At 41.9% G+C, this 13406-nt stretch carries 12 protein-coding genes; all 12 read left to right on the top strand.

What is annotated here, in order from left to right:
* The first annotated feature begins 58 nt into the window (after positions 1 to 58).
* Positions 59 to 928, top strand: a complete 870-nt coding sequence (gene ispE, locus LC091_RS19645) for a 4-(cytidine 5'-diphospho)-2-C-methyl-D-erythritol kinase (RefSeq protein ID WP_226683745.1) — start codon at positions 59 to 61, stop codon at positions 926 to 928.
* A 57-nt stretch (positions 929 to 985) separates the two neighbouring features.
* Complete coding sequence (gene purR, locus LC091_RS19640) at positions 986 to 1828, top strand: pur operon repressor (RefSeq protein ID WP_226683724.1); 843 nt, start codon at positions 986 to 988, stop codon at positions 1826 to 1828.
* Positions 1829 to 1840: 12 nt separating this feature from the next.
* Positions 1841 to 2218, top strand: a complete 378-nt coding sequence (ridA, locus tag LC091_RS19635; protein ID WP_226683744.1) for a 2-iminobutanoate/2-iminopropanoate deaminase — start codon at positions 1841 to 1843, stop codon at positions 2216 to 2218.
* A gap of 127 nt (positions 2219 to 2345) precedes the next feature.
* Entirely contained in the window at positions 2346 to 2636 is a 291-nt protein-coding gene (gene spoVG / locus LC091_RS19630) for a septation regulator SpoVG (RefSeq protein WP_010191385.1), read from the top strand.
* Positions 2637 to 2785: 149 nt separating this feature from the next.
* Positions 2786 to 4156 carry a bifunctional UDP-N-acetylglucosamine diphosphorylase/glucosamine-1-phosphate N-acetyltransferase GlmU gene (glmU, locus tag LC091_RS19625; protein ID WP_226683723.1) on the top strand — a complete coding sequence of 457 codons (1371 nt, stop codon included), beginning with the start codon at positions 2786 to 2788 and terminating at the stop codon, positions 4154 to 4156.
* 27 nt (positions 4157 to 4183) lie between these two features.
* On the top strand, positions 4184 to 5134 hold the full coding sequence (locus LC091_RS19620; protein ID WP_264179396.1) for a ribose-phosphate diphosphokinase: 951 nt from the start codon (positions 4184 to 4186) through the stop codon (positions 5132 to 5134).
* A gap of 84 nt (positions 5135 to 5218) precedes the next feature.
* Positions 5219 to 5860: a 50S ribosomal protein L25/general stress protein Ctc gene (locus LC091_RS19615; protein WP_226683722.1), complete on the top strand. Its 642-nt coding sequence runs from the start codon at positions 5219 to 5221 to the stop codon at positions 5858 to 5860.
* 276 nt (positions 5861 to 6136) lie between these two features.
* Positions 6137 to 6697, top strand: coding sequence for an aminoacyl-tRNA hydrolase (pth, locus tag LC091_RS19610; RefSeq protein ID WP_319003690.1), 561 nt, complete (start codon positions 6137 to 6139; stop codon positions 6695 to 6697).
* A gap of 130 nt (positions 6698 to 6827) precedes the next feature.
* A complete protein-coding gene (locus tag LC091_RS19605) occupies positions 6828 to 7058 on the top strand; it encodes an anti-sigma-F factor Fin family protein (RefSeq protein WP_010191394.1) in 231 nt (76 codons plus the stop codon).
* A 111-nt stretch (positions 7059 to 7169) separates the two neighbouring features.
* Complete coding sequence (gene mfd, locus LC091_RS19600; protein WP_226683720.1) at positions 7170 to 10706, top strand: transcription-repair coupling factor; 3537 nt, start codon at positions 7170 to 7172, stop codon at positions 10704 to 10706.
* Between the two features lie 203 nt (positions 10707 to 10909).
* Positions 10910 to 11446 carry a stage V sporulation protein T gene (gene spoVT, locus LC091_RS19595; RefSeq protein WP_226683719.1) on the top strand — a complete coding sequence of 179 codons (537 nt, stop codon included), beginning with the start codon at positions 10910 to 10912 and terminating at the stop codon, positions 11444 to 11446.
* A 366-nt stretch (positions 11447 to 11812) separates the two neighbouring features.
* Entirely contained in the window at positions 11813 to 13402 is a 1590-nt protein-coding gene (locus tag LC091_RS19590) for a putative polysaccharide biosynthesis protein (RefSeq protein WP_226683718.1), read from the top strand.
* The last annotated feature ends 4 nt before the right edge of the window (positions 13403 to 13406 follow it).

Raw genomic sequence — 13406 nt, 5'->3', positions numbered from 1 at the left:
GACAAGGAATATGGTACAATACATAGATAATTGGAGACGAATAAAGAAGGTGAAGAAAGTGAGACTGTTAGAAAAAGCACCAGCGAAAATAAACTTGTCGCTAGATGTGCTACATAAGCGTCCAGACGGATTCCATGAAGTGAAAATGATTATGACCACGATCGACCTAGCTGACCGTATTGAACTGTCAGAGCGAAAAGATGGTCAAATCACCATTCTATCTCATAATCGGTATGTCCCGGACGACAATCGAAATTTGGCCTACCAAGCAGCAGCCCTGTTAAAAGAACGTTTCAACGTAAAGCAAGGGGTTTCCATCGGAATAACAAAGGTGATTCCTGTTGCTGCAGGATTAGCTGGCGGGAGCAGTGACGCAGCTGCAACACTAAGGGGATTGAACAGGCTTTGGAAACTGGGACTTTCCTTAGATGAATTGGCTGAGATTGGAGCAGAAATCGGTTCTGATGTGTCATTTTGTGTATATGGCGGAACTGCTCTTGCAACAGGAAGAGGAGAAATTGTTCAACATATTCCTGCTCCTCCTCACAGTTGGATTGTACTTGCGAAGCCGACAATTGGCGTATCAACTGCAGAAGTGTACAACAACCTTGATCTTAGTAAGGTCGAGCATCCAGATGTAGAAGGAATGCTTGCTGCCATTCATGAAAATGATTATGAAAAAATGATCGGGCTTGTTGGAAATGTATTGGAAAGTGTTACTTTAAAGCTTTATCCAGAAGTAGCCCATATCAAAGAGCAGATGAAGAAATTCGGAGCGGATGCTGTTTTGATGAGCGGAAGTGGTCCAACTGTCTTCGGAATTGTGCAATATGATTCAAGAATGCATCGCATATGCAATGGACTGAGAGGGTTCTGTGATCAAGTGTTTGCCGTCAGAATCCTTGGCGAGCGGAACAGTCTTGATTAAATCCGGATATTAATGTTATATTTACATTAGAATATTCGGATTTTAGGAGGAAAAAGCATGAAATTACGTCGAAGTGGTCGTCTTGTGGACATGACACATTATTTGCTGCAGCATCCACAAGGGTTGGTTCCGCTTTCCTTCTTTGCTGACCGGTACGGGTCTGCAAAGTCTTCCATCAGTGAAGATCTTGGAATCATCAAACAAACATTCGAACAGCAGGGAATTGGAACGCTTGTAACGGTTCCTGGTGCTGCTGGCGGTGTGAGGTATATACCATATGTAAGTCAAGAAGAGGCATCTGCTTATCTAGAAGAATTGTGTGAAATGATCGCAAAGCCGGAAAGATTACTGCCGGGCGGTTATTTATATATGACTGATATACTTGGAAATCCGAAAGTGTTAAATAAAGTCGGAAAAATGTTCGCAACAGCATTCAGTCATAAAAAAGTGGATGTTGTGATGACGATGGCGACGAAAGGGATTCCACTTGCACATGCAGTGGCAAGCTTTTTGAATGTGCCAGTTGTTATTGTAAGGCGAGACAGTAGGGTGACAGAAGGTTCTACTGTGAGCATTAATTATGTTTCAGGTTCATCCAAACGAATCCAGACGATGGTGCTGGCAAAAAGAAGCTTAGAAACGGGTTCAAATGTCTTGATTATCGATGACTTCATGAAGGCTGGCGGGACGGTCAGCGGAATGGTGAACTTACTGGCTGAGTTTCAAGCTAACGTAGCGGGGATAGGGATCTTAGTAGAGTCTGAAAACATTGAAGAACGCCTGGTCGATGACTATGTATCCTTGGCGAAGTTGGAAAAGGTAAGTGAAAGAGACCGACAGATAGAAGTGCAGCAAGGCAATTATCTTCGGCATGTGAAAGAAAATATTACAATAAACTAAAGGGTGTGTAAGATCATGAAAGTTGTTCATACAGATGCCGCTCCAAAAGCGATAGGTCCATATTCCCAGGGGATCATCGTCAACAATCTTTTTTACAGTTCAGGTCAAATACCGTTATTGCCTAGTGGAGAATTACTTGAAGGGGATGTGAAAGAACAAACTCACCAAGTATTTAAAAACTTGCAAGCAGTTTTAGAAGAAGCTGGTGCTTCCTTAGAAACGGTAGTGAAAGCCACTGTTTTCATTAAAGATATGAATCAATTTGGAGAAATTAACGAAGTGTATGGAGAGTATTTCTCTACACATAAACCTGCAAGATCTTGTGTGGAGGTTGCCCGTTTACCGAAAGATGTACTTGTGGAAATAGAAGTTATCGCTCTAGTAAAATAGAATCTGTTCTTTTTACACCAATTTGCCCAAAATTTTCAAAAAAAATTTGAAAATAAGAAGGAATTCTAGAAAATTTAGAGAATTTATAATACTAAGTTTTTTATTGGGACAAAAGGTGGTGAACAGAATGGAAGTAACTGACGTAAGATTACGCCGCGTAAATACCGATGGTCGCATGAGAGCTATCGCATCTATTACATTAGATCATGAATTCGTTGTTCATGACATCCGTGTAATTGATGGAAACAACGGCTTGTTCGTTGCGATGCCAAGTAAACGTACGCCGGATGGAGAATTCCGCGATATCGCGCACCCGATTAATTCCGGGACGCGTGGGAAAATCCAGGAAGCGGTACTAGCAGAGTACCACCGCTTAGGCGAATTAGAAGTAGAATACGAAGAAGCAGGCGCTTCTTAATCGATAGAAGGTGAAACAGGCTGTTATGCGGCCTGTTTTTTCTTTTGGCCTTTTTTTGACAAATAAATGTACTTTCATGTACTTCCTTGAAATGGTCCCCGTTTTAGGATATATTCGTAATGGATAATTAGGTGAAAATGGAGGCCGTTATGATAAATCGATATGCCGTAATATTAGCAGCTGGACAAGGTACACGGATGAAATCCAAATTATATAAAGTGTTACACCCTGTTTGTGGCAAACCAATGGTTCAACATGTCGTTGATCATGTTTCTGCACTCAACTTCGAGAAAATTGTAACAGTGGTTGGACATGGAGCGGAGACAGTCAAGAGCCATCTTGGATCAAGAAGCGAGTATGCCCTTCAGGCAGAACAGTTGGGAACTGCGCACGCAGTCATGCAAGCCGCACCAATGTTGCAAGATAAAAAAGGCGTAACACTGGTCATTTGTGGAGATACTCCACTTATTACACCGGAAACGATGCAGGAACTGCTTGATCTGCACGAAAACACCGGAGCGAAGGCGACCATTCTGACAGCTTATGCAGAAGATCCTACTGGTTATGGACGCATTATCCGTAACAGCGAAGGACATGTTGGAAAAATTGTGGAGCACAAGGACGCCAGCGAAGATGAGCGTAAAGTGACAGAAATCAATACAGGTACTTACTGCTTCGACAATGAAGCTCTTTTTACAGCGCTTAAAAATGTTTCTAATGACAATGTGCAAGGAGAATATTACCTTCCAGATGTCATTGAAATTCTAAAAGAACAAGGCGATATCGTTTCTGCCTACCAAACATTAGACTTTGATGAAACACTTGGAGTCAATGATAGAGTGGCACTATCTCAGGCTGAAAAAACCATGAAAAAAAGAATTAATAAAAAACATATGATCAATGGAGTAAGCATCATTGATCCAGATAATACGTATATCTCAGCAGATGCAGTGATTGGCAGAGATACTGTTATCAACCCTGGCACCGTCATCTTAGGAGAGACGAAAATTGGGGAAGATTGCATCATCGGACCGAACTCCGAGATTAAAGACTGTCAAATTGGGGACCGTACAACTATCCGCCAATCTGTGGCACATGACAGCGAAATTGGAAACGATGTAAATATCGGACCGTATGCTCACGTGAGACCTGATTCTAAGATTGGAAACGAAGTAAAGCTCGGTAACTTTGTGGAAGTGAAAAAAGCAACATTCGGAAACGGAAGCAAAGCTTCTCATCTTAGCTATATTGGAGATGCGGAAGTTGGAGCGGACGTCAACCTTGGATGCGGCTCTATCACTGTCAACTATGATGGTAAAAAGAAATACTTAACCAAAATTGAAGATGGTGTGTTTGTTGGTTGCAACTCCAACTTGGTGGCACCTGTGACGATCGGCAAAAATGCCTATGTTGCAGCAGGCTCCACCATCACAGAAGATGTGCCAGGAGAAGCACTATCCATCGCACGCGCTCGTCAAGTAAACAAAGAAAACTACGTAGAAAAACTTAACAATAAATAATAAACCTAGCGGAGGGTTCAAGTTATCATGCCAAAGTATGCAGATTCTAATCTAAAGATTTTTACGTTAAATTCCAACACAGCCTTAGCGGAAGAAATTGCTCAACATGTAGGTGTTCCAATCGGAAGATGTTCAGTTGCCCGTTTCAGTGATGGTGAGGTACAAATAAACATTGAGGAAAGCATCCGTGGTTGTGACGTGTATGTGATCCAATCTACAAGTGCTCCTGTAAACGAACATATAATGGAGACGCTTATCATGATTGACGCACTTAAACGTGCTTCTGCAAAAACAATAAACATTGTAATGCCATACTACGGTTATGGAAGACAAGACCGTAAAGCGCGTGCTCGTGAGCCAATCACAGCTAAACTAGTGGCAAACCTTTTAGAAACTGCTGGAGCAGACCGCGTCATTACGCTTGATTTGCATGCACCGCAAATTCAAGGATTCTTTGATATCCTGATTGACCACTTAATGGGTGTTCCTATTTTGGCGGAATACTTCGATAGCAAACAACTAGAAGACCTTGTAATCGTATCTCCTGACCATGGTGGGGTAACAAGAGCAAGAAAGCTAGCAGATCGCCTGAAAGCGCCGATTGCGATCATCGACAAACGCAGACCTCGTCCAAATGTTGCAGAGGTTATGAACATTGTTGGTCATATCGAAGGAAGAACGGCAATCTTAATCGATGACATGATTGATACTGCGGGAACCATAACATTAGCGGCAAATGCCCTGATTGAAAATGGAGCAAAAGAAGTATATGCATGCTGTACACACCCAGTACTATCTGGCCCTGCGATTGAGCGTATTCAAAACTCTAAAATTAAAGAGTTGGTAATCACAAACACCATCTCTTTACCAGAAGAGAAGAAAATAGAAAAAATTACACAACTATCGGTTGCACAGCTTATTGCTGAAGCGATTATTCGTGTGCATGAAGAGAAATCCGTTAGTACTTTGTTTGATTAATCGTAAGAATCATGTTTAACCTTCCGTAAATTGGGGAAATTGAATGAGAGACAAGTATTTTATTTTCCCAGGAAGGTGATAAGAATGTCAGTATTACATGCAAATGAACGTACAGAATTCAAAGGATCTTCAAAAACCAAAATCCGTGAGGAAGGACTAATTCCAGCGGTTGTTTACGGGAATGATACAGAAAATAAATCTATTACTGTCGATAGTAAAGAATTTATTAAAACGATTCGTGAAACAGGACGAAACGGCATCATTTCGCTTGAAATCGGATCAGATAAGCGCAAAGTAATGCTTTACGATTATCAAATTAACCCGTTGAAAAGCTTGGAATTCGTCCACTTGGATTTCCATGTAGTAGATTTTAAATCAGAGATTGACGTAGATGTTACAGTTCACGTTACAGGCGATGCAAAAGGAGTGAAAGATGGAGGAGTCTTACAACAAGTTCTCCATGAAGTATCCATCAAAGCACTTCCAAACGATGTCCCGGAATCTATTGATGTGGATGTCACGGAACTTGACGTGAACGAAAATATCACAATTGGCGATTTAAAATCAGGTAAATATAGCTTCAATCATGAAGATGATGAAGTGGTTGCTTCCATCTTACCTCCACGACAAGAAGAGGAAATCGATCCTGGCGAAGAACAAGAACCAGGCGAGCCTGAGCTTGTAGAAGGTAGAGAAAACAATGAAAGCACAGAGGAGGAGGCGTAACCTTTAAGGTTACGTCTTTTCTCTTGTTACAAATTATATTTGCCCGAAGGCACAAGGAAAAGCGGTAAACTGTCGTATAGCGCCCGTTAACAACCCAGTGGCTTCTTAATTCCAGTAATATAAAGTTGTTTTAATCGACAAGACCCCTTCTCATTTCCTTTTCACCACATGTTCAAGTAAAATGAAAGATAGCGAATAGGTTTGTGGGAGGTATCCATGAAGAAATTTTTGCAATCCTTATTTGGTAAAGAGCAAGACGTTTCAGGAGGAAAAATAATGAAAGTATTTGTGGGGCTTGGAAATCCAGGCCGTCAATATGAAGAAACAAGGCACAATATCGGATTTATGGTAATAGATGAATTAGCAGACAAATGGAACATCCCTTTGACACAATCTAAATTTAAAGGGATCTTTGGCCAAGGCACGATAAACGGCGAAAAAGTACTATTAGTGAAGCCTCTTACATATATGAATTTATCGGGGGAATGTGTTCGCCCGTTATTGGACTTCTATAAGCTGGATGTAGAGGATTTGGTGGTAATCTATGATGACTTGGACTTGCCTGCTGGAAAACTGCGTCTCCGCCAAAAAGGAAGTGCTGGAGGGCATAATGGTATTAAGTCCTTAATACAGCACCTGGGAACCCAAAACTTTAACCGTATCCGAATGGGAATTGATCGCCCGAAAAATGGACCGTCCATCTCGGATTATGTACTTGGGAAGTTCCACACAGAAGAGCGTCCGGCTATTGATGACAGCGTGAAGAAAGCGGCAGAAGCTTGTGAAGAAAACCTGTCAAAAGAATTTCTTCAAGTAATGAACACTTTTAATCAGTAATAGAATGTTAAGGTAGCTTTCCTTAGAGACTCTTGAACCCAACACGCCTTGTATAACAATGTTACCCACTGTTCATACTATTGGTAAAAGGGGCCATTTTTAGGTCTTGTAGAAAAGTGGAGGGAAAAGGATGGCTATCCATTATCATTGCAGGCATTGCGGCTATAAGGTCGGCACCATCGATTCCAAATCGGTATTTTCAGAAGAACTGGGGTTTCATCAACTGTCAGATACAGAACGACATGAAATGATAGCATATCAACAAAATGGTGATGTACATGTTAAAACGATTTGTGAGGATTGCCAGGAAGCGCTTGACCGGAACCCTGACTGGCATGAACAAGAACGGTTCATACAATAGAGCAGATAAATTAGCTTTGGTGAGACACCAAAGCCTTTTTGCGTCTGAGATACTAACTGATAAAAAAGAAGACTATAAAACATTAATCAAAGAGAGGGGAGGGTGTTTGTCATGAAGGGTTTTATTCCATATTTTAGTGAAAATGATGATTTCCAGTCGGTTTTGGTTGGCCTTCAAGAAGGTTTGCAAGAACAGTTGATTTCCGGAATTTCTAATTCGGCGAGGTCGATGTTAATTGCGGCGCTATATGAAGAAAGAAAGGCGCCAATTCTGCTTATCACCCATAATTTATTTCATGCCCAAAAAGTGTATGACGACTTGGCAAGCTTCCTGCCGGAGGATCAACTGTATCTTTACCCTGTAAACGATGTGTTGGCGGCGGAAATCGGAATTGCTAGTCCGGAATTGAAAGCACAGCGCGTAGAGGCCCTTAACCATTGGGCTACTAGAAATAATGGGATTATTATCGCACCCATCGCAGGGTTAAAAAGAATACTCCCATCTAAAGAAAAATGGCAGCAGACATTGTTGACCATTGAAGTAGAAAAAACACTCGAACTCGATAACTTAGCAGAACGTCTAGTCAGGTTCGGATATCAGCGCGTAGGAATGGTGGCAACGCCTGGAGATTTCAGTATCAGAGGAGGAATCATAGACATCTACCCTATCACGGAAGAATATGCTGTCCGCATTGAACTTTTTGATGATGAAGTCGAGTCCATCCGTTATTTTACGGTAGAGGATCAGCGTTCTCAAAAGCATATGGATAGGGTGACGATTGGACCTGCAACGGAGATGCTTCTTACGGATCAAGAGCTTGAAAATGGCAGGGAGGTTCTTGAAAAGGAACTGGCGAAAACGATTAAAAAGGTGAAAAATGATAATGTAAAACAGTTGTTAACAGAAAATATTTCCTATGAACTAGAACAAATACGCAACGGACAAGTGTTTTCAGAGCTATATAAATATCTTTCATTCTTTTACAGTTCACCAGCTAGTTTACTAGATTACATTCCTGAGGGTGGCTTAGTCATCATGGATGAAATCAGCAGAATCCATGAAACGGCGGAAAGCCTTGATAAAGAGGAAGCAGAGTGGCTTGTAGAGCTATTGGCAGAAGGAAAAGCAGTGCATGACCTAAAGTTTTCTCATTCTTTTGCCCAGATTGTACATAGCAAAAAGCAGGCTTTCCTATATTTGTCCCTCTTCTTACGAGCAGTGCCGCATACGCATCCGGAAAACTTAATTAATATGTCTTCTAAGAGTATGCAGCACTTTCACGGGCAGATGCATCTGTTGAAATCGGAAATTGAGCGCTGGAGGAAGGCGAACTATGCCATTGTGGTCCTTGCTTCCAACCAAGAGCGGATGGAGAAGCTAGAGACGGTGTTTGCGGATTATGAGATGGATATAAGAAAGCTTTCCAAAGGATCGGCTTTTGCCCATGGAGAGGTCCAGCTTGTGGAGGGAGATCTGCAGTCAGGTTTTGAATTACCGATGCAAAAGCTTGCGGTCATCACAGAGGAAGAGCTTTTCAAAAAGAAAGCGAAGAAGCCTAAAAACAGACAAAAGCTATCCAACGCGGAACGTATTAAAAATTATACCGAATTAAATGTAGGGGACTATGTTGTCCATATCAATCACGGAATCGGTAAATACTTAGGAATTGAAACACTTGATATTAATGGTCTTCATAAAGATTATATTCATATTAAATATCAAGGCTCTGACAAACTTTATGTGCCTGTTGAGCAAATAGATCAGGTCCAAAAATATGTAGGTTCTGAAGGGAAAGAACCGAAAGTTTATAAGCTTGGTGGGACCGATTGGAAGAAGGTCAAAAATAAAGTGGAGTCGTCTGTCCAAGACATTGCAGATGACCTGATTAAGCTTTATGCAGAAAGAGAAGCGAGTGTCGGTCATGCCTTCTCACCAGATGGAGAAATGCAAAGAGAGTTTGAAGCAACCTTCCCTTATCAGGAGACAGAAGATCAGTTGCGATCCATCCATGAAATCAAATTGGATATGGAAAAAACCCGCCCGATGGACCGATTGCTGTGTGGAGACGTCGGCTATGGAAAAACGGAAGTTGCCATAAGGGCTGCTTTCAAGGCGATTACAGACGGCAAACAAGTAGCCATTTTGGTGCCAACCACCATTTTGGCACAGCAGCATTATGAAACCATCAGGGAAAGATTCCAAGACTACCCTATCAATATTGGCCTGTTAAGCCGTTTCCGATCTAGAAAGCAACAGACGGAAACGATGAAAGGGCTTGGTAATGGAACGGTGGACATTGTCGTTGGGACACACCGTTTATTATCCAAAGACATTAAATACAAAGACCTTGGTCTGTTGATTATTGATGAAGAACAGCGCTTTGGGGTTACCCATAAAGAAAAAATCAAACAGCTTAAAGCCAATATTGATGTGCTTACGTTAACTGCCACGCCGATTCCGCGGACATTACATATGTCGATGCTTGGGGTGCGTGACTTGTCTGTCATTGAGACTCCACCGGAAAACCGTTTTCCTGTTCAAACATATGTGATGGAATATAACGGGAACTTGGTAAAAGAAGCGATTGAAAGAGAGCTGGCCCGAGGCGGTCAAGTTTATTTCCTATATAACAGAGTGGAAGATATCGAGCGAAAAGCGGATGAGATTTCCATGCTTGTTCCAGAAGCGCGTGTGACCTATGCGCATGGGAAAATGACAGAAAACGAACTAGAGTCTGTGATGATTGAATTTCTTGAAGGTGAGGCGGATGTGCTTGTCAGTACAACCATCATCGAAACTGGAGTGGACATTCCAAATGTTAATACATTAATCGTCTTTGATGCAGATAGAATGGGATTGTCCCAGCTTTATCAGCTTAGAGGACGTGTGGGAAGATCTAATCGTGTGGCATATGCCTATTTCACGTATCGAAAAGATAAAGTACTAACAGAAGTAGCGGAAAAACGTCTGCAATCTATTAAAGAATTCACAGAGCTTGGTTCAGGATTTAAGATTGCCATGCGTGACCTTTCCATTCGTGGAGCCGGAAATCTGCTAGGTGCCCAACAGCACGGATTTATCGATTCTGTCGGTTTTGATATGTATTCCCAGATGCTTAAAGAGGCAATCGAGCAGCGCCAAGGTCCAAAAGATGCGAAAAAAGCGCATGAAATCTCCATTGACGTGGAGCTTGATGCGTACATTCCTGAGTCCTACATCCCGGACAGTAAGCAAAAGATTGATATGTACAAGCGTTTCCGCGGCTTAGAGTCAAAAGAGGACCTTGTAGAGCTACAAGATGAAATGAAGGACCGTTTCGGAAACTATCCAAAAGAGGTCGACTATTTATTCCAAGTATCAGAAATGAGAGTCTATGGTCTAAAAGAAAAAGTGGATTCCATTAAACAAACAAAACAAGAGTTGGTCATTCTTCTTTCTGAGGAAGCCAGCGCCATTATCGATGGACAAAAGCTATTCCAATTAGGAAATGAGTTCGGCAGAATGGTGAGCCTTGGAATGGAAGGAAAGCACCTGAAGATTGTCATCCAGACGAAGCGATCTGCAACAGAGGAATGGATACAAGTGGCCATTTCCATGATAAAAGGACTAGAAAAAGTGAAAAAAGAAAGCGTGAATGCTTCCTCATAGGTTTGAGTTTGTGAAGAAACGTCTATATAAATACTGGGGGAATTTACTATCAGAAAAAAACTTTTCCAACATGTATATAACTCCCTGAGTGTAGGATACTAACTTCAACGAATGGTGAATTCTTCAAAAGCAGGACATATTGATCAATTCCACCAATTTAACTCATCTCTTTTTATCATCGGATGAAGGAGGCAACCTAAGAAATGAAAGCAACTGGTATTGTACGTCGTATTGATGACCTCGGTCGCGTTGTAATTCCTAAAGAAATAAGAAGAACCCTGCGTATTCGCGAGGGTGACCCGCTTGAGATTTTCGTCGATCGGGACGGAGAGGTTATCTTAAAGAAATACTCTCCAATTAGTGAGCTTAGCGATTTCGCTAAAGAATATGCCGAAGCTCTCTATGATAGCCTAGGACACCCGGTGTTAATCTGTGATCGCGATACGTTTATTGCTGTCGCTGGGAGTTCTAAAAAGGAATACCTGAACAAAAGCATCAGCGAAGTCGTGGAGAAATCCATGGAGGATCGCAATTCCGTATTAAAAACGGATGAACAGCAGCTGGCAATTGTTGATGGACACGTAGAAGCACTTTCTTCTTATACCATTGGACCTATCGTGGCAAACGGTGATCCAATTGGGGCAGTGGTGATCATGTCCAAAGATAAGTCGCTTGGAGAAGTGGAACAAAAAGCTGTTGAAACAGCTGCGGGCTTCCTTGCGAGACAGATGGAGCAATAATCCTTAGTGGGAGCAACAGACACGTTTGTCTGTTGCTTCTTTTCTTTTGTCTACCTTTTGTAGAAATGAAGGGTTCAGGTACAAGAGCGGGAGTAGTTGGTTGTCGAAATATGAGGATGTTTGTCGTTTGGCATGTATTTACGTGAGTTTGGACAGTAAATGGGGCAGTTTAGATCGTATTTTAAGAATTTGGACAGTATTCTTGTCTAAATGGACAGTAATTCGCTCTTTTTGGATAGTAAGTTATCGGTTTGTTCTTAATTCTCTATTAGAGCGCATCATCATGGACGTAATGCTTTCATCTTTTCTGTTCAACATATGCTATAATTATACAATTGTACGAATACCTTTAAGGCGGGCTTTTTTATGAATGATTTATCACCACACTCCTATCAAAAGGTCTGGAAAGGCGCCATGATCCTTACTATTGCAGGAATAATCATCAAAATCCTCAGTGCAGCATATCGCGTCCCTTTCCAAAATATCGTAGGAGATGTTGGCTTTTATATTTATCAGCAGGTATATCCCTTTTACGGGGTGGCTATCATTTTATCTACATATGGCTTTCCGGTTGTCATTTCTAAAATTATTGCAGAACATCCTGAAAGCACAAGGGAACAGGCGGCAAGCAAAATACGCTGGGTGTCCTTTTGTTTCTTGACGCTTTTGGGTGTGAGTTTTTTCCTGTTGCTGTACCTCGGTGCGCCCCACATAGCAACTTTTATGGGGGATCTGGAACTCTCTGTATTAATTAAAATTGTCGCTTTCTCCTTTTTGCTGTTGCCTTTGGTTTCTGTTTGGAGAGGAAGCTTTCAGGGACTTGGGGAGATGACGCCCACAGCCGTTTCGCAAGTCAGTGAACAGGTAATCAGAGTAGGAACCATCCTTGTGCTGTCTTACTTACTCGTGAACGCTGGGTTTTCCCTTTATGAAGTAGGGGCAGGTGCCATATTCGGTTCTGTCATTGGTGGATTTGCTGCAGTCCTGGTTCTGTTGGCCTTTTACCAAAAAAGGAAAAGAGAACAGAAACATACGGTTGCACCTTCAAACATGGTTCCAACTTCGAAGTCTATTGTAAAGGTTCTGATGCTTCAAGGCTTTACCATTTGTATCAGCTCGCTGTTGCTGATCCTTTTTCAGATGGTGGACGCGTTTACCATTTATGCCGGGCTGTTGGAAGCGGGTGTCGATCAGCAAAGTGCTAAAGAGCTTAAAGGGGTTTATGACAGGGGACAGCCGCTTATCCAGCTTGGAACGGTGGTAGCGACCGCATTTTCACTATCTCTTGTCCCATATATTATTCTCTCCAAGGAGAAGGAAGAAGCAGTGAAAGAAAAAATAAGTCTCTCCATCCGTGTCAGCATTGGAGTGGGAGCAGGGGCCGCTGTAGGTCTTGCTTGGCTTATCAAACCAGTGAATATAATGCTGTTTTCTAATGAAAATGGATACCAAGTTCTATTGGTACTTGGTTTATCGATTCTCTTTTGCAGTCTGGCCTTGACGGCAGCAGCTATCTTGCAGGGCCTTGGCAACCCTTATCTTCCCGCCCTTTTTGTAGGGATCGGGATAGGCTTTAAATATTTGTTAAATATGTTATTGATACCCGCCCATTCCACATTGGGAGCGGCGATCAGTACATTGGTGGCGTTCAGTTTGGTCGCCGTCATGATGGTCCTAGTGCTAAAAAAGAAAACAGGCACCTCTATTTTTGAGAGAATGCCAACCGCTCCTTTGCTTGTTAGTATTGCCTTGATGTCTGCTGTTTTGGCAGTCTATCTGCTTCTAACAGATTCACTGATAGGCGATAGCCGAGTGCTAGCCACTATCCAGAGCATTGTGGGAGTAGTGATTGGCGGACTCACCTACCTATTAATTTTAATAAAGAATCACTTTTTTACAAAAGAAGAACTTATGCTTCTTCCGCTAGGAAAAAAGCTGGTGAAGCTTTTAAAATAATAAT

The sequence above is a fragment of the Sutcliffiella horikoshii genome (assembly GCF_020524325.1).
In the GTDB taxonomy this organism is placed as follows: Bacteria; Bacillota; Bacilli; order Bacillales; family Bacillaceae_I; genus Sutcliffiella_A; species Sutcliffiella_A horikoshii_D.
Note: the sequence above shows the minus strand (reverse complement) of the source record. Positions and strands in the feature narration are given on the sequence as shown.